A 17,764-nucleotide genomic window follows, 5' to 3' on the forward strand; every position below is an offset into this window, starting at 1 on the left:
ATCGCCCAGGCACTCGGTGTTTCCTTGTCCGCGGTTCCATGCAAGGTCGAGGAAGTAGCGCAGCCTGGAGCGGAGCCTGTGTTCTTCAAGGCGGCAGCTATGCCGTTGGAAGATGCCACAAGCCCCATTGAGCCGGGTCAATTGACATTCAGAGCTGCCGTGAGAATTTGGTATATGTATGGCTAAAATAGAACAGCAGCAGCTACGGATGAGAAAATGAAACCCTAGACTGCTGCTGTTTTGTTGAACTAACGTTCCCCGTTAGTTGAATCATTGCAGCGTGGTGATGTTGTTAAATTTAACGAATAAAACTAATCAAGACTGCTACCGCACACATTAACACTAAAATTGAAAATACAAAGTAGCCGAAGATCTTTAGAGGACGCGGCATTGAATTTAAATCTATTTTTTTCATTGGTCCTCCACCCTCAATACTTTGAATAGAGCGAAGGTTCTCATCGACATAATTATCGTTACTGTACAAATGTTCCTTTTCGGGCTGGGTTTCATGGATGTTGTTTGTGCTCATTCCAAGTCCCCTCTCAATTCGGTTTATATGGAATATTATACCACGTTTATGAAACTCATATAACCCATCAATCGCCACGCTAACCTGCCCGTTAGCGGAACAAGGCCGCCAATAGATGTTCCGCGGCGGCCTCTTGGTCTTTATATATTCAGTTCTCGGTACACTTCGGAGTTTCCTTTAGCGGCGAGATCGCTTCGAATTTGTTTAACCTCGTTTTGCGACCGGCTTCGTTTCGGCTAGCCCCGTTTCATTACGGCCTGATACAATCCCTTCAGACACTGGCTCGCGGCAGACGCCCTGCCCTCCCCGGAATTCGGACAATGTTCTTGTCACTAGTCGGGAATCGGATAATGTTCTTGACATCAACTTTTGACAAGAACTTGATCCGTTAAAAGAAATAGCCCGCGATTTACGCGGACTTGATTCAAACTATATTCTAATTAACCGACAATTACAGGTTCGCGCGGATAAGCAGCATGCCCCTTGCAAATACTGTACGAGAGGTGATGATATCATGGAAGCGTACAGAGCGAAGATGATCGCCGATTCTCCGGATGTAAAATTCGTGTCGTACTTCGGCGTGCCTGTGTTCATTGAACATGTAAACGTGGGAGCCGGGACGGCGAGAATTCATGCGCTCGACAGGCCAGACGAGGAGCAGACGGTGCCGGTCGACGTGCTGACGGAAGAATTCAACAACGAGTTTGATTTGCCGTTTATGTGAGACGCCGCCGAAACTGCCGCAAAGCTTCGCGAAACAACTTCGTTGCTTCCTCACCGCTTTTATCCGTCGCCATTAAAAACCTTCCAATTCCAGATTGGAGGGTTATTTGGCATGAATAAAATCAGTTTACCATTCTATATTAGCTGGTTTAGCTGAACAGCCTGCCAGATAATGCAGACAGTCTGCTTTGATTGTATCGTTCTCATTAGTTTGGTGGCATTACAACTCGGAATCATATTTTAAAAGGGCTTCAGTTAGTTTTTGTTCAGTAAGGTGAACAAAGATTACTCCCAAACGCTTCGTTTACATTATGAGTTATTTAGTGGGAAGATCGTCAATCGCTTGAACAGCAAGTTCCAACGCTTTAATTCTTCTTTCTAAAAGCGTTCTTTGGGGACTACCTGCCTTTGACTTAGTATAACTGTTTTCAATTGATGGAAATAAACCAGTAATCACATTGCGAGCTTCTGCTAAATCTTCCTGGGTGTAATGATGGGATCTTTGATTCCAAACGTGTTCTAGCGTGGCTAAGCCGATGTAAACAGCTTTGAGTCGTTTCTTTACTAGGGTAGTATTTGCACCATTTTGAGTCATCTGGGACAAGGCATTCTCAAGTTTACTGATTGTCGATTGTAATGATTTTGTTGATTCCAATTTATCTAACTCTGTAATTTGATTAATTACAATATCGTCTTTGTTCACCGCTACGAATTCTCCTCTAACCCCACTTTTATAGATCGCAAAAATTATACCGCATATTGGAACTATCCTGCCCGTTCAACGAGGCCTACCGTTACATGCTAGCAGCCTCGTTATGGTAATTGTTAAGCTATAGTTCCCCGTTAGTTCAATCGCTTACTATTTGTTAATCGTAGATTCTGAAAATTGTCCGTTACTAGCATATCCCAATACCCTTCCCTTGATAGTGGTGACAGGCAAAGAACCATAGATTTGACTGTCAATACTTCTCCACCACGTATCTCCCATAACAAAGAGATGTCCTTCAGGCACTTTAACCTTATCCATTTCCATGTTAAAGTATTCATTCATGGTTTTCTGGCATGATTCATCACATTGAGCTGAACCTGGCTTATTGACTGTTTTAAAATACTCTTCTTCTTCGAGTCCCCAACTGAGGGCCTTACCATAAAAGGTATCTAACCTTTTATCGTTAACATATACTTGACCATTTTTTATTTCAATTTCTTCGCCTGAAAGAGCTATAACCCTTGCAATATTATACTCGGGCGGATTTAGCTGTGGATATTTGTTCTTATCAATTGTAGGGGTTTTATAGTAAATTACATCGCCGCGATTAATATCATTCTGATTGTAATAATTCGGGTCGACAGCTATCTTCCCTTTGTCTTTAGAGATGTATTCTAAGTTGCGACGTGCCATTCCATCGTTATGGTTTTCAACAGCGATTAGGTCCTGTTTCATTTCAACTGTCTTTGGCGACTCTTGAGTGATTAGGTCAGTAATGCTTTGCTCTTCGCAGCCAAGAACGAACAGAAAAAAGAATACAATCACTAGTGACTTCTTCATTGGAATCCCCCCTAATTTGATAATACTCATTAAAATGGATAATTATCCAATGGATTCCAACAAATTCCTGAACATCCGAAATTAACAGAAATGTATTTAGTCGATCTACCCGTAAGCGTAATGAAGGGCTACCACCTGGCAGCCCTTAAGTTGTTCAACTATCGTTACCCGTTAGCGTAATGCTTTATCTGAAGTAGCTAAGACCCTTCTCACAATTTTTTTCGCAACATTTTCTGCAGATTTTAAAGCACCTGTTTCCTTAACTTCCTTAAAAAAAGCAGCCATTGGTAGGCTTTCTTCGTTCCGTGCCACATCTTGCATATCGGTGTCAATCATACCTGGGTCCACTGTGTAGGTCGTTAATGCTCTATGGCTCTCAAGTTGTATGCAGGATGTGAACATATTTAATGCAGATTTCGAAGCACAGTATACGCTCATACCAGCTGCTGCATGCTTGCCTGAGCCTGATGAGATATTAACTATAGTTCTATGAACATTCCACTGCTCCGTCTGCTTAAGTAATGATTGGGTCATTAAGATGGGAGCTAATAAGTTTGTTTGTACACTTCGCACTGTTTCTTCTGGGGTGCAGCAACTAATAGGACCTAATGGCGTTACTTGAGCTGCGTTATTAATTAAAGTAATGGACTCTAACTCAGTATTAGACATAACTTTAAGTATTTCTTGAATTAAGCCTGGGATTCCCTCTGAGTATTGCAGATCATATTTCACAAAATGCAATTTACATTCGTATTGGCTGGCAAGTTTTAAAAGCAAATCATTATTTTTCCTAGATATTGAAAAGATAAGATGATTACGCTTAATAAGCTGTTTACAGATCTCGAAACCCAGCCCACGAGACGAACCTGTTACAATAAATGCTTTCATATTGCTCCTCTTTCCACCTAGTTTGTGAAGGATTCCAAAGCACAAATAGAATTCATCAACGGTTAGCAGAATTCTTATGTATTTTACAATCCAATTCTGCAGCCCAGTCTTGGTGATTTATTGGGCTATCGTGTACCGAGTTCAAAACCATATCCGCTATAGAAATAACATATATACACCTTTACCTTGTATTAATTTAAATCCAAGCTGCTTGTACAAAGTTCGAGCAGGGGCATTATCATCATCTGTTTCGAGTTGTAATCGCGTGGCTTTGTTAGAACTAGCTAAGTCAATGGCATGCTCCATTAGCTTCCTGCCTACGCCCTTCTTTCTGTGCTTCGATGATGAATATAAGGCCTCTATACGCAATATGGGGTAGCCTTTGCTAATTGAAAAGCCCCAGGAAAGGATGATGAACCCAATATATTCATGATCCTGTTTAGCTAAATAAAAATAAGATGAGCCGTCTTTAATAAACCTATTAATGATTTGTTTACATTGTTCTAGCTGCTCTTGTGATGGATCTGATTCGTCCACTCCATTGGAAGAAGAATTTAAGTAGCCAGCTACCAAGCCTTTAGCTTTAAGAATATGTGATTCATCAAGGGATATTATTTCTATATCCAATAAAATCCCTCCAATCAAAAATAAATCTTCAACATAAATTACTCATTGAAATTATGTCAGTTTCCTGGCCGCTAGTTAAGTAGAGATGAAGCTGTCATGCGCCAGCCCTAATACAATTGAACTCTCGTTACCCGTTAGCTTAACGCACAAACATTAATATGTACCTGTAGTAAGTAAAGAGCACCCGAAACAGTTGCGTTCATCGGCGTCTCCTTCTGAAGGATATGATCAGCAAGATAAATAATGTTAGAGAAACTCCAAGAACTAAAACGATTATGAATCGGTTATTTGTCTCATTATTAATAGAAGATATTTCTAATTGATCCTCTTGAGGACTTATTATCTTAGATGGTTCATATCCTGCTCCCAATGCTTTAAGTTCTTCTTGTGCGGATTCAAGATTCTTAGTACCCTCACAAAGACCTGTTTCAAGTCGATCTGGTTTACCATAGGCAAAAACGATAAATTCTTCATTCACTTCGAATCCTTCATATCCACAACTTGCCGAACTCAATGCTGTGTAAACGGTCATTTGAGAATCCAATTCTCCTTTCCAAACCTTTCTCACTTCGAATTGAGCTTTTACAGGATCTGCGGAAGACCAAATCTTCCCCTTAACAGGTTTTGTCAAACTCAATAATTTGCCCGTAAAAATTGCGGTTTTTCGATTCATCTGATCTTCTATGCTTGGGGGTTTAGCACAAGAGCATGCATGTACAGTTAAAGGCGTGACCACAAACCACGTACCGAACACGAACAAAAAACTTAGTAAGGTCATTGTTATTCTTTTCCACATTTTTATCACCTCATTGGAATGGTGGCAAATTCCTAACCAGCTTTTAGACGTTTTTAATGAAAGAATGGTTGCGTTATCCTGCCCGTTAGTTCAATGAAAAAAGCAGGCTACCGTAGCTCCTGCTCATCAATGTGTATTATTCAACTAAAGTGTCCCGTTAGCGGAATGCCCACACTTTTACCTATGATACGGTTCACCGTGGAATATCTTACAAATTGTCAACTTGGATTACTGAGTCCGTGTTTCAAATAATCATGAATCAATTTTGAAGTATATCAAAAGTAAAATACGAGTAGAAGACACTATATTTCCACACTCAAGTTTCAACTTTCAAAGAGCAAACTGCATGATATAGTTTCCAATAGGTGGTATTATAGTTATTATTTCATAGAGTATGGGTTCGTTAAACAAAAGGATTCTATATGGAGGTGTAAACTTAATGGTGATTTCATTATTTATATCAGATTTAAAAGATGCAGAAGCTATTCACGAAATGCAAATCAAAGCATTTATGCCCTTATTGGAAAAATATAAGGATTATGAAACAAGCCCTGCTAATGAATCATTAGAACGAATAATTAGTCGAATCAATCAATCGTTTACAGATTATTACATAATTAAAAGTTCTGATATTGCTATTGGGGGTATCCGAATCATAAAAAAGGATAATAAAACTTATCGTGTCAGTCCTATATTTATATTGCCAGAACACCAAGGAAAAGGAATTGCCCAAAAAGTCTTTGCAATAATCGAGCAGATATATAATGATGCAAGAATGTGGGAACTAGATACCATATTACAAGAGCAAGGAAATTGCTATTTGTATGAAAAGTTAGGATATAGAAGAACGGGAGAAACAAAAGAAATAAACGATAAAATTACTTTAGTATTTTATGAAAAACATATGACTTAACTCATGGATACGATAGATGAATAAATGACAAGTTCTATTAATGAAGCCACTCCATTGTTCGGAGTGGCTTTTAGTTTATATACATATGTAAATTTTATGGTCAAATCGGATATTGTGCTTGCGTTTAGAGCGGTGACCCCTATCATAAATAACAACTGTTTATTTCAACACGGCGCTCCATTAAACTGCCCGTTAGCGTAATGAAGGGCTACCACATGGCAGCCCTTTAGTTGTTCAACTATCGTTTCCCGTTAGCTTAATGAACGCTTTTCTTAAACCTCAATTTAACTTTCCATATTATTATTAAGATTGCTATTACGAAAACAAAAGCAATTATTAGAAAATATTTGTTTTTCCATTCGGGTTCAGTTAATCGTTCTAGGGCATGTATATCTTTACTCGCGTCAGTAATCAATTTATTGCCACTACAAAGACTGGTTGTTTCTTTGCCTTTTGAATTGAATGTATAAACTAAATATTTATTTCCTATTTCAAATTCAGTCCCACACATACCATTGAAACCACTATATACATAACCATCCGCGAGATTACCCTTCCAAACCTTATCCACATTAAAAATATTCCCGCCTTCTTTATCTTTACTAACCAACGTACCAGTGAATATGACGCTAGCTCCCTCAAATTTTTGTTCAATGCTTGGGTAACTGCAACTACATGCAAATAACGTATTAGGTCGTAGTACACTAATACTGAATATAATACAAATAAATAAAACAACAGCTAAGATATTTTTCATTCAAACTGTCACCTCACCCCAGTTTGTGCAGTCGAAAATATAGACGAAATATGGAAATTATTGTGTACTAACCTGCCCGTTAGCTTAACGAAAACAAGGAGCAGCTCTGTGGCGAACTGCTCCTTGTTAGTTCAACTAACGTTTCCCGTTAGCTTAATTATGCGTTAACCTTAACTGGCTTGGTCAATAATCAAAATTACATTTCCTTCAGAATCAATTACGTGAAACCCAAAGGATTGAGCACCGAATTGTGCTACCTCTTCATCAACTTTAGCACCTCTTAGCTTTAATTCTGAGTGAGCTTTATGAATATCAGGAGCTTGGAAGCTAAACACAGCCCCATCAACTATTGGCTTATGTTTTTCTCCCCATTCTATCAACAAAAGTCTACTGCCATTTTCCATCACTAAATCAGATAGCCCTAATACGTTTAAGTACCAATCCTTGGCACGCTTTTCATCTTCACACGAAATATAAAGGTCAACAATGCGATTTTTAATGAGTGTCAAGAAATCATCCCCTTAACCAAAATATTTGATGTTATTTCTTCGACGGGTTACCTATATTTTCCTGTATGAGAACAATATTTTTTCTGATAACTGCCCGTTAGCGTAGCGAAGGGCTACCATGTGGCAGCCCTTCAGGAATGGAACTATCGTTCCCCATTAATTGAACTACGAACTAGTTACCCTTAGTCCCACTTTTACCTATCTTCCACTTCATGAATAGATTGATATCATCAATTGAATCGAGGATTCTCCAGTTGTGCCCGTGATTTTCACGAAGTTCTCTAAGTACGATAGGTTTAACGATGTGTTTCTCTAACTTTCCTTTTGTTCTCGCGATATATGCAAATCCCAATACAGCATTTGCTCTAACTTCAGGGGCTTCATGACTTGAGAGTTGAACACAAATGTCTTGAGCAAACTTCCAATTGGGGTGGTGCTCACTTACTGAAAGGGGAAGGGTCATAAGCTCGTCTAACTGATTTCTATTCAGGCGATCTATCACCTCTTCAGTTGAAAGAACATCAAGTGGTTTATATATCCGTTTTTCTTCCATATGTTTCATCCAATCTTCAGGCTTAACTTTGGTATTTTCACTTCAATAATTCTTCGTTGCCACCACGTTATCCTGCCCGTTAGTTCAGTAAGTGCTCAGCCTATTGAAAACTTCTTAAGACTATTCAGAATCAGGCCATTGATCTCCTTCTTTTCTACACACCCAATCATAGTGCATACCAGAATCAAATGGTTCCACTGCCATTTTAATTCCATCTTTTAATATCTCAACACCTTCGATATTTATTTGATCTGTTAAATAGACTAATACATCGTGGATTCCATCATCTCTGGAGGCTTGAGAGATATAAGCAAATACTTGTTTTTGTTCGGTTGATAGCTCACTTAGTACCTTATTCACTTTCTCATTATCGGGTATTTTCGGCCAGCCATCACCTAATATCCTGCTGGGATAAACACCTGGTCTTAAACCTACAACACCATCAATAAACGTTTTATATATTTCTATCGGTTTCTCATCCATCTTGTATTGGTGAATTCCTCCTGAATTCGTCCATTTCATTGTTCAACTATACTGCCCGTTAGTTGAACAAACGGCAGCCGAATATCCGACTGCCGTTGAGGTTCCATTTTTTTGAGCTATCGTGTCCCGTTAGCGTAACAGCTGTATTAGATCGTACGCTCGTTGTATCTCTCTTTTTATCTTGGAAACTGAATTTTTTTAAAAATCGTATCAATCAACCATAAACCTGTTGCGGCAATAAAAAATGAGTACACAAAAACACTGGCGTACTTAAAAAGAAAAAGGAAGCCTTTTGATTCGATAAGAGAAAACAAATACAAAATAATCACTGCAAATATTAGATGTGAGGCTAACCCCATGAGCATGCCCAGCATTGTTTTTATTACCTTCATTTTTAAGATAATCATGTCTGTAATTAATGAACACGGTACGCCAATTATTAAGCAACCGATGAATGAGTACATAAAATAGATGGAAAATGGGGCATAACCATGAAATTCCACAAGAATTAACGAAAGAATTACTGCTGTGATTATACTAGAAATAATTTTCCTACCAATATCAAATTTCGTTAAAATTATAACACCACCCTTATTTCACTTGAATGATAAATATAACTCGGTTACATCAAGTTACAAGGATTATAACCCTACTCCCTTCAAATTAAATAGTTCTAACTATTATAGTCCCCCTTCTATTCCACGCTCTACTGCCCGTTAGCTGAACAGGCTGCCGATACTATCGGCAGCCTGTTGTCATTGCACTATAGTTTCTCGTTAGCGTAACCAAATAAACTTTACTTAACATCGTTATCTTGAATTACTCCGAACATTCCTGTCATTCCTTCATGCTTTTTAAAACCGTAATTATTATAAAAAGATTCTTTACCTTGTGACGCAAACAGACCAATAAATGATTTTTCAGGAGCATTTTCCTTTAAGTATTCTTTGATTGTTTCCATTATTAATTTGCCTATTCCTTTGTTTTGATGCTCAGGTAAGACTGCTATATCTTGAATGTAAAAATAGATTCTCCCGTCCCCAATTACCCTTCCCATTCCAACTATTTCATCTTGAAATTGGACGACAACACCAAATAGTGATTGGTTTAAAGATTCTTCTGCAACTTCAAAATTCATATAATCTTTCCAGCCAACCGCACAACACAGCTTTGTATATTCTGATATCGTTGGTAACCTTTTTAGAATTGTAAGATTATTTTTCATTTAACTCTCCTAAAGTATTTGTCGTAACAACATCACTTGAGTATTTAGCGAAATCATTGAACTATCCTGCCCGTTAGCTCAATAGTCTGCAGAACACATGATAAATAGCTTATCGGTAATCGGTATACATTCTTGGCCTATTTCGGCATTCGGTACATATTCTTGACATTGCACATTGCCAAGAATATGTACCGATAAAACAAAAAAACCGCGATTTACGCGTTAATTAATCGGCTCATATTCTTGTCATCAGACACGGATGTGAGTCGGATGACAAGAACATATATCGTTGGCCGAAAAAGTTTAAAACCCCGTCAAAAAATAATCGACGGGGTTTGGTTTCTAAAAAATCAAAATCGCAACTTTGATACATAACGATCAATCATTAGTTTGAGTTGCTTATTTTCTTCGCTTGGTTTATCAAAAACATTCATTGCAATTTTCATCGGAGTAAATCATTTCATACGATTTATTTTTCTCTTTCTGCTAACTGAGAAATTTGGGCATTGGAAACTATGTATGGTTTCCCCCACTTGCTCTTGTTGGAAATATTCAATTAAAAGTGAATTATTTTTTTAGAAGTTATTTTAAATGCAAACTTCCGGAAACTTGATTCTTTAATTTGTCTGATTTGTTCCCACGACGGTGCTGCTTCTCGCCGAGTTCCCTCTTCTGCAATTCTAAGCCATGCATTAAAAAAATTCATACAGAATTGAGCAGTAACCTTGTTCAATATCCACAATAATTCTTTTGAAGAAGCAGATTTAGCCGAATTAGCCGCTTTGTGATGTTGTTACTCATTAAATAAGTATTGGAGTTCTTCGAAGATGAGCTTAGTAGCTATCTGAAAAGTATATTCAAAATGTCTAGGTGATTCAACTTCTTCCCCTCTTGTATTACGCCTATAAAAATATTCATTTACTAGTAACGACTTCCTCCAAAAGACATATGCGTATGGACATATTTTGGGAAACTCTCCTCGATCTCCTAAGCGCCTCTTGAATAAATTGTACGGCTAGCTTAGGAGCCGGAGTAGCTTTGGAAACAAGAATTCCTGCCGCAAGATTGCCCCCTTAGCAACTATTTATTCGTTTCGAGAAGCCCTTTATCTACTTCAGAGGCGGATTGTTCATCAAGGAAAAGAGCCATATTCGCATGTGTTTTCAGCATGGTCGCCGGAATTAGGTTCGTTACATCATTATTTATCATGTCCTTAATCGCTTTCGCTTTAACACGATGCGGAACACTCGACACGATAACCTCGCTTCGCATGATCTGGTGAACCGTCATTGAAATCGCTTGAGTAGGCACTTCTGCGATGGATGCGAACCAGCCTTCACCAACCTGCTGCTTTTTGCAGCTTTCATCGAGATCAACAACTATATAGGCTTCTTTCGTGTCAAAATCAGCCGGTGGATCATTAAATGCGATATGGGCATTTTCCCCAATACCGATGAGAGCCAAATCGATTGGCGCTTTTCTAATTTCCGTCGTTAATTGCTCGATCTGTTTAAGCACATCACCTTCACCGCTAACAAAATGAACGTTCATCATAGCCGGAACCTGATCAACTAATCTTTCCTGTAAATATTTACGAAAGCTTGCTGGATGGCTGACGGGAAGATTAACATATTCGTCCAGATGGAACATTTCTACCTTGCTCCAATCCAATGGAAGTTCAACTAAAGCTTTCAGGGTGTCGAATTGAGAAGCACCTGTAGATAAGATAATTCTAGCTTTTCCATTTTGTTCGATTTTTTCTCTAATTACCTTTGCTGAATATAATGCCGCTTGATCGCCTAATTCTTGGGAATCTTTCCATACAGAAACTTTCATCCGTAATTCCTCCAGTTGATTGATGTCCATTTTACAATTTATTGCTCCGGTGCATTTTTATTTTTTGTTTGCGGTTAGGGCTTTTTGAATAGGCTCTAGTATAATTCCATGACTTCCTCAATTTGAATTTGAAACCACTGAGGCTTTATAGTTATTCCTGCGATTCGGCTCTGTATCAAAAAATTTGCCCGAAGCATCTACGATTGATAGAAGATTAAAGCTTTGCCGCCTTTCGAGAATCGTATAGGTTCCGCTAGCGTATACCATTATTGCGTTCTGCGCACCGGGCAAGATCGATACGTATTCATTTTTATCTCCCGACTTCAAAGCTGTACTCGACAAATTGCCTCCATCGGGATACCATTTCTTGTCGCCCTTTTCCAATGCAGTGGAGGCACCTACCACAAAATGTACGTTGACGTATTGAAGGGGAGACGGGATGTTACCTTTATTTTCGATGATCGCATAAAAGCGTACTTGATCTCCCGGCTCGTAATCCGAATCATCAACGCCAACTTCAGTAACTACCAGATCAAAATACTCGGAAGGTTGACTAGTGCTTAATGTATTAGCTGCGGTCCACGTGTGCTTGACTCCATTCGCTGTCGTGATGATGTAAGACACCGGACTGCCAAAATTCATATAGGCTCCAGATTGGGGTTCGATCGTGCTGCCTGGCATCAGGCCAATGGTTGGCTTCAAGAACTTATTCTGACTGTTCACATTCAGTTGGAAGTCGATCCTTCGATACACCGCATCTATAACCGAAGCTCCCACTTGTGTCCCGACAGAAAATTCAGTAACTAGCGAGCTGCTGACCATGCTGGCAAGCGTGTTGTTCGTGCGGTCTTCTTCTGTGGTAAGAAATTTGCTTGTTGCATCCGCAATCGCCAGCAGCTTAAAGTTCGATTGCCCAACAGGGACCTTATAGGTGCCCGTCGTGAATCGTATACTTTCACCTGGCGCAATGGACAACTGCAGGTTGGAAGTGGCGATACCCGATGAGGCGCTGGATTGATTGCCGCCGCTCGGATACCACTTGGTGCCGTTACCTCCCGAACGTTCTATTGCATAATCATGGTTTTTGACAAAATGAACCATGACATATTGCAGAGGGGTTGCTTCATTACCTTGATTTTTCACTATCGCGTATAGGTGTACGTTATCTCCTTCTTGGTAGCTGGCCTCTTCCACGCCAATTTCCGTTAGTACCAAGTCAAAGCCAGGAATCGGAACGTATTCGATGTTTAGTGAAACGGGCGTGCCTTGATTGCCCGCCTCATCCACTGGCGTAACGAGGACGCTGTTCATGCCGCTTTGCAAAGTTACCGTTGAAATGAAAGCTAAATCGTCCGAAGTAGAGTAGGAATGCCCATCTATCGACACCGAGCCTCGTTCGTTCAGGGTACCGGAGATTATGAATTCAGCTTGTCTAACCGTTGCATGCGTCTGATCTAAGGTTAAAGCAGGAGCCACTGAATCGTAAATAACATGAAGCCTCTTGATAAACGAATTTCCATAGTTATCCGTTGCTTGAACGGTGATCACATTATCGCCAGGCTGTAAAATGACTTGTCCGGTAAATCCCATATCGTTATCGACGGGAACAGGATTTCCTTGAATCATAATGGTCGCATTCTCATTGGCGCTTCCACTAACCTCAAACTGAGCGTGATTCACGATGAGATTCTCTTGATTTAGATGAATCTTAGGAGGAATAATGTCGCTATTCTCTACTTTACCGTAGCGGACTCCCCTACCTGTGGTCCCGACAAATACGAGCCCAAACACTTGTTTACTGGCATCCATCGTCTGTGGCCTGTTGCCGAACCCGGTATCCCCCGTATCGATATCCTGCCAAGACTGTCCGTTATCCAAGGAACGAAACATGCCTTCAATCCCGCCGATTGTTCCGTACATATAAACGGCAGGGTCCCAGCTGCCGGCTGCGGGCTTGCCTAAGGCTATATTGAATGCTTGTTCCACCCGATCAACACGTATAAATGTGCTGCCGCTGTCAATGGACCTGTACAAGCCCTTGTCGTCCAAGCTGATCCACAGTTCACCTTCGGAATGAAAAGAAGGCTGCATATAGATCCAACGTCTATCCTCAGGTAATGGCAGCGTTACGGTCTTGGTGAAATTCAATCCGCCGTTTGTGCTTCTATAAAAATCCCCGGTCTTATAGTCGATGAAATAGAACTTGTTTCCATTCACCCGGTCGGACTTCAATACGTTTGACCACGTCCATGGGCCTTTGGCCGTGACGGGAATGTCAAGTATTTCAGTCCATGTACTACCGCCGTCAGCCGTACGGAACACCGAATAGTCGCTGGTCGTGACTAGAAACAGAGAAGGGTCCGTTGCGGACATGGCTACTTTAGTCGGGAGCCCGCCAATAACAGGGTATGCAGGAAACTTGGTCCATGTATCTCCTGAATCATGAGACACAGCACCTAGGCCTGATACCTTAGAGCCACCGACCATAACCAGCTGTGAGGGGTCGCTTTCAAGGAAATCCCAGTCGTAGATTTCCGACATACCCAGGTTATCGATTCGTTCGGGATACTCATCATAGTGATAGCTGATCCCTCCCCCCATATCGGCTCCTCCGATGGCAAGTCGTGTTTGCTGCGGAATCGACTTCACTGAACGAGTGGTCATCTCTTCATGGCCTTGTTGTATTTGCTCCCAATGTATAGTCACTGCTGTAATATCTTCTGTTTTCCATATGCCATGCCAGTCTGTAAACCATACCTGATTGTTATGATAGGGGTCGAACTCTAATGCGCCGATGGAAGCTGCCCAATAAGCGGGCTTCATCCACGGAATATCTGACTGAAGCACCGAGTTCGAGCTGTCTATCCTGTTCCAGGTGATGCCCCCATTCTCTGTAAGGAACAAAACCCCTCCCATGTTATGAGGACTCACAACCATGGATTGTTCATTAAAGCGGTTAATGCTAATACCGTTGTAGCCTGCAGGCTCACCCGAGAAGTCTGTCATATTAGAATCGGGCGTTAGGTTGGTCCAGGTTCCACTTTCGTATTTGAGAACTCCTTTATCGTGCTTTTCCGTTGTTACATACAAGGCTCCGGTGGCGGACAGTACCATTCGTGCCGGTTTATCGGGATTGTCCGAACCAGCAAGTTTCACCCAGCTGGCTCCCGAATCGTTCGAGCGGTAAATGCCATCTCCGTAAGCGGCAGCGTAGACGACGCCCCGATGATGACGGTCGAATAGAAGCGCCGTCACACCATAATTCTCCCTCAGAATGCCGGGAAATGCTGATAAGCTCCAGCTCTGGCCACCATCCTCAGAATTCCACAGTCCTTCTTGGCGAGAGCTAACCCATATACGATCCGAATCGAACGGGTCTACGGCGATTCGCTCTCCCACCCAGCGCAAGTCCCCGTTTCCAGAAAAATAAAGCTCGAGTGGAAGTTGGGTCCACGAGACACCCTTATTCTCGGATTTGAGGACCGTTCCCTTCCGATATGAGTTTTGTGCATTGGATGCTAAACCTACTGCTGCGTAGACCACATCCGGATCGTTTGGATCCACGGTAATGCCATCTACGCTATACCAGGTCCATAACGAGTAAGGAAGATCATCGTTGAGCGGAATCCACTGCTGCTGGGTCTCATCCATACGGTACGTACCACCGACATCGGTACGGATATACTTCAATTCCTCCTGTGGATGAAAGACAAGCCCCGTTATCCAGCCGCCTTCTCCAAACAATGCGTTGCCATATTCATAGGCCATTACAGGTATATAATTGACCGTGATAACAACAGGCACTGCCTGTAATCCATCTCCATTCTCGGCTTCAATAACAATCGTATTGATTCCCTGTTGGAGATGCACGGACTGAATAAAAGTCAAATCCACTCCTACTTGCGTTATATTTCCGTTCACCGTGACCACAGCTTGCTCGCTGACACTTCCAACAATTGAATAAACGGACTCCTGCACGGTTATAGAAGTTTGCTCCGTCGTAATGATAGGCGGTTCTCCATTGGCATACCCTACTACAGAGAGCAGTGCAAACAAAGCAACAATCATACAAGCATAAGCCAATGCTCTTCCTAACATGCTCTGTCCCCTTTCACCCCTCAGTCATGCAGTATATCCTCCCCAAACCTATCCTCTAGTCTATTAATTCGTTAAGCAACTGCTCGTAATGCTCCTTGATCCATGTTGCGTCAAGACCACTATCGTAATATTTACTGTAATCATAATTGTCTAACGGAAGCTTCGATGCTCTCAATTTCTCAGCAAACAACTGGCAATGAGCAAACTCAGCTCTGGCAAGCGGCGTATTATCCGCCTGCAGCAGTGTCACCGTACGAATCATTCGGTAATAGAACATAATCATCGTATGGCCATAGTCGAATCGCATATCGTCCTCTAGCAGCCTTTGAGCTATAATGGGCTTCTCCGTCTCTAATAGGGCCGCATCCAGGATCGCTCTGCAAGCATGGAGTTGCTCAACGGTAGCAACTAGACTAATTCCTGAGTTACCCGTTTCTCCCGCGGCCTCATATTTCATGTGTTCGAACGGAAACAAGTCTTCCTCGCGATCTTTGATCTTTAACCAAAGGGCATGTTTCTCTCCATTGATCCCCTGATAATGCTTTAAATACTTGATATTGCTTAGAGCAGCTTCTAATTTCTCATAGAAGGATTTCATCAGGCCTGCAACTTCCCCGTAGTATTGTTCAAAATATGTATCCACGATGGCTCGTGTATCAGCTTCAACATTCCAGAGGAGCGCCGAATGCAGGTAATTGTTGAGGGCGAGCATTCCCCACCTTCCGCTCGTCATATGCATATAATAGAAATGCCGGGTACCCGTCTTGTAGTAATAAGGAATATCAATCGCTATGATGCGGCTTAAGAGAATCGGCATAGCGGCAAACGTCCTTACACCGTAATATTCACCTATAAACATTTCCCCTTGAAAATGACGGTTAGTATTCACGGTCCAGCTTTCATAATTATGAAGCAGCTGTAGGTTGGTCTCTGTGCAACTCTTATTGTTGAATGTATGGACATAACATCTTTCGATAGGGAAAAATATAGCAAAGCAGTTGCGGTAGTCAAACGCTTCAGGAAGCGGTCTATTAGGAGCCTCCAGCGTCTCATGATAAGCCGGGAACAGGATGCGGACATTCCTCTTGAGAATGCCCTCTGCCATCGCAAGGCAGAGTTTCTGTCTCAAGTGATGGACGAGTAGGATCAACCGGCTCGTATAATTGCCACTGCTGCTGCACCTCTCGCAGGAACACCAATTCCCGTTATCCAGCAGCCAAAAGTTTAAGTCATCCACATGCTTCAAATCGCCATCGACAAGAGCATGAATGATGTTTCTGGCGAGCTCATCCGATGCGTCAGGATGTGTCATGCAATGATTGTCTCCGGCAAAATATTGCTCTGTTAATGCTTCAGGGCTGCGGTAGTATCTTCTTTCCCCATCTACTAATGCAAACCACTCAGGATGGGACTCCGCATAGGCAAGTATCCCATCGCCGTCGGTATCCCCCTTGTATTCCGGACTTAGGGGATAGGGGTCCTGCGGCTTACCTTCTCCTCCAAACAAGGGATGCTCGTAAGGGTAAGAGCCAAGCGGGTCCAAATACTTGTAGAGGATATCGTGGCCCCCTCCCGCAATACGGATTCCCCTTTTCTTCAGCGCATGTGGATTCTTTAAGGTAAATAAATGGGCATAGTTCATGCGATTACGTGCCATCCAATCGATTAAATCAGTATTTCGGTCGTCGATGAATTCCGAATAGCAGCCCCTTGTACGGAAGCTTGGCCTTTCCTGACATCGAACCTCGGGAAGTTGAGAGATAGGCTCTGGAGCGATGACTCCTGTTTCACCAGGGGCGTACCACTGGAAGCCGAGCTTCTCCAGAAATGCGTAAACAGCATAAAGGCTGCCGATGCTGCCTACCCCAGATAATACCCAATACTTTTCTCCATCCGATTGCAGGGTTTCGATCAGAAAGGCTTCGCCGTTTTCATCGTTCAGCTCGTGACCGTGCACCAAACCTTCCGCTTCGAAAGCCCTTATATAAGGATTGGAGAGCAGTGTTCCGATGAAAATGCTATTGTTTCTATCTTTTCCATGGGCCCATTCATGCTCAGTGTTCTCTATCCGAACAACGGTATGATCACCTAATAGCGTCTGTAGATGTTTTTGAAGCTCTACGGCAGCAAAACATTCGGTGCAATACACGGCTCGCTCGTCGGTATCATCCCACCAATCCACTTGCTGCTCCGAATAGGCTGCTTCCAGGGTGCTGTCAAAGGGCCCTTTGTTCACATATATGGTGAGGATCATTGGGGATTCTCCTTAACTGTTTTT

At 41.7% G+C, this 17,764-nt stretch carries 16 protein-coding genes and 1 pseudogene; 3 read left to right on the plus strand and 14 right to left on the minus strand.

The genetic code is table 11. The annotated features are described in order from the left end of the window. Positions 1-186: pseudogene (locus AC0YN7_RS28130) on the plus strand (hypothetical protein); the annotation flags it as partial. Between the two features lie 112 nt (positions 187-298). Here AC0YN7_RS28130 and AC0YN7_RS28135 read toward each other — a convergent pair. Next, on the minus strand, positions 299-529 hold the full coding sequence (locus AC0YN7_RS28135; protein ID WP_475813325.1) for a hypothetical protein: 231 nt from the start codon (positions 527-529) through the stop codon (positions 299-301). Positions 530-1,043: 514 nt separating this feature from the next. On the opposite strand from AC0YN7_RS28135, the gene AC0YN7_RS28140 reads away from it, so the two are divergent. Next, positions 1,044-1,253 (plus strand): H-type small acid-soluble spore protein, encoded by a 210-nt coding sequence (locus AC0YN7_RS28140; protein WP_475813326.1) that lies wholly within the window; start codon positions 1,044-1,046, stop codon positions 1,251-1,253. A 315-nt stretch (positions 1,254-1,568) separates the two neighbouring features. Here the strand turns inward: AC0YN7_RS28140 and AC0YN7_RS28145 are convergent, their stop codons facing one another. The 5 genes from AC0YN7_RS28145 to AC0YN7_RS28165 all read right to left on the minus strand — a co-directional run bounded on the left by AC0YN7_RS28145 (position 1,569) and on the right by AC0YN7_RS28165 (position 5,112). Continuing rightward, positions 1,569-1,955, minus strand: coding sequence for a hypothetical protein (locus AC0YN7_RS28145; RefSeq protein ID WP_475813327.1), 387 nt, complete (start codon positions 1,953-1,955; stop codon positions 1,569-1,571). A gap of 156 nt (positions 1,956-2,111) precedes the next feature. After that, entirely contained in the window at positions 2,112-2,801 is a 690-nt protein-coding gene (lepB, locus tag AC0YN7_RS28150) for a signal peptidase I (RefSeq protein ID WP_475813328.1), read from the minus strand. Positions 2,802-2,972: 171 nt separating this feature from the next. Continuing rightward, positions 2,973-3,689, minus strand: coding sequence for an SDR family NAD(P)-dependent oxidoreductase (locus AC0YN7_RS28155; RefSeq protein ID WP_475813329.1), 717 nt, complete (start codon positions 3,687-3,689; stop codon positions 2,973-2,975). A gap of 156 nt (positions 3,690-3,845) precedes the next feature. Beyond that, positions 3,846-4,316: an N-acetyltransferase family protein gene (locus AC0YN7_RS28160; RefSeq protein WP_475813330.1), complete on the minus strand. Its 471-nt coding sequence runs from the start codon at positions 4,314-4,316 to the stop codon at positions 3,846-3,848. 199 nt (positions 4,317-4,515) lie between these two features. After that, complete coding sequence (locus AC0YN7_RS28165; protein WP_475813331.1) at positions 4,516-5,112, minus strand: hypothetical protein; 597 nt, start codon at positions 5,110-5,112, stop codon at positions 4,516-4,518. A gap of 439 nt (positions 5,113-5,551) precedes the next feature. Between AC0YN7_RS28165 and AC0YN7_RS28170 the strand changes: the two genes are divergently transcribed. Next, positions 5,552-6,025 carry a GNAT family N-acetyltransferase gene (locus AC0YN7_RS28170; protein WP_475813332.1) on the plus strand — a complete coding sequence of 158 codons (474 nt, stop codon included), beginning with the start codon at positions 5,552-5,554 and terminating at the stop codon, positions 6,023-6,025. Between the two features lie 256 nt (positions 6,026-6,281). Here the strand turns inward: AC0YN7_RS28170 and AC0YN7_RS28175 are convergent, their stop codons facing one another. The 8 genes from AC0YN7_RS28175 to AC0YN7_RS28210 all read right to left on the minus strand — a co-directional run bounded on the left by AC0YN7_RS28175 (position 6,282) and on the right by AC0YN7_RS28210 (position 17,740). Beyond that, a complete protein-coding gene (locus AC0YN7_RS28175; RefSeq protein ID WP_475813333.1) occupies positions 6,282-6,782 on the minus strand; it encodes a hypothetical protein in 501 nt (166 codons plus the stop codon). Positions 6,783-6,952: 170 nt separating this feature from the next. Continuing rightward, positions 6,953-7,291 carry a VOC family protein gene (locus AC0YN7_RS28180; RefSeq protein WP_475813334.1) on the minus strand — a complete coding sequence of 113 codons (339 nt, stop codon included), beginning with the start codon at positions 7,289-7,291 and terminating at the stop codon, positions 6,953-6,955. 172 nt (positions 7,292-7,463) lie between these two features. Next, positions 7,464-7,844: a hypothetical protein gene (locus AC0YN7_RS28185; protein WP_475813335.1), complete on the minus strand. Its 381-nt coding sequence runs from the start codon at positions 7,842-7,844 to the stop codon at positions 7,464-7,466. Positions 7,845-7,964: 120 nt separating this feature from the next. Next, a complete protein-coding gene (locus tag AC0YN7_RS28190) occupies positions 7,965-8,366 on the minus strand; it encodes a DUF6547 family protein (protein ID WP_475813336.1) in 402 nt (133 codons plus the stop codon). 757 nt (positions 8,367-9,123) lie between these two features. Beyond that, on the minus strand, positions 9,124-9,552 hold the full coding sequence (locus tag AC0YN7_RS28195; protein ID WP_475813337.1) for a GNAT family N-acetyltransferase: 429 nt from the start codon (positions 9,550-9,552) through the stop codon (positions 9,124-9,126). A gap of 1,080 nt (positions 9,553-10,632) precedes the next feature. Beyond that, positions 10,633-11,388: a glucosamine-6-phosphate deaminase gene (locus tag AC0YN7_RS28200; RefSeq protein ID WP_475813338.1), complete on the minus strand. Its 756-nt coding sequence runs from the start codon at positions 11,386-11,388 to the stop codon at positions 10,633-10,635. A gap of 117 nt (positions 11,389-11,505) precedes the next feature. Beyond that, positions 11,506-15,486 (minus strand): hypothetical protein, encoded by a 3,981-nt coding sequence (locus AC0YN7_RS28205; protein ID WP_475813339.1) that lies wholly within the window; start codon positions 15,484-15,486, stop codon positions 11,506-11,508. Between the two features lie 55 nt (positions 15,487-15,541). Beyond that, positions 15,542-17,740 carry a DUF4838 domain-containing protein gene (locus AC0YN7_RS28210; RefSeq protein WP_475813340.1) on the minus strand — a complete coding sequence of 733 codons (2,199 nt, stop codon included), beginning with the start codon at positions 17,738-17,740 and terminating at the stop codon, positions 15,542-15,544. Positions 17,741-17,764 lie beyond the last annotated feature (24 nt).

This window comes from Paenibacillus sp. J31R122, assembly GCF_056269185.1.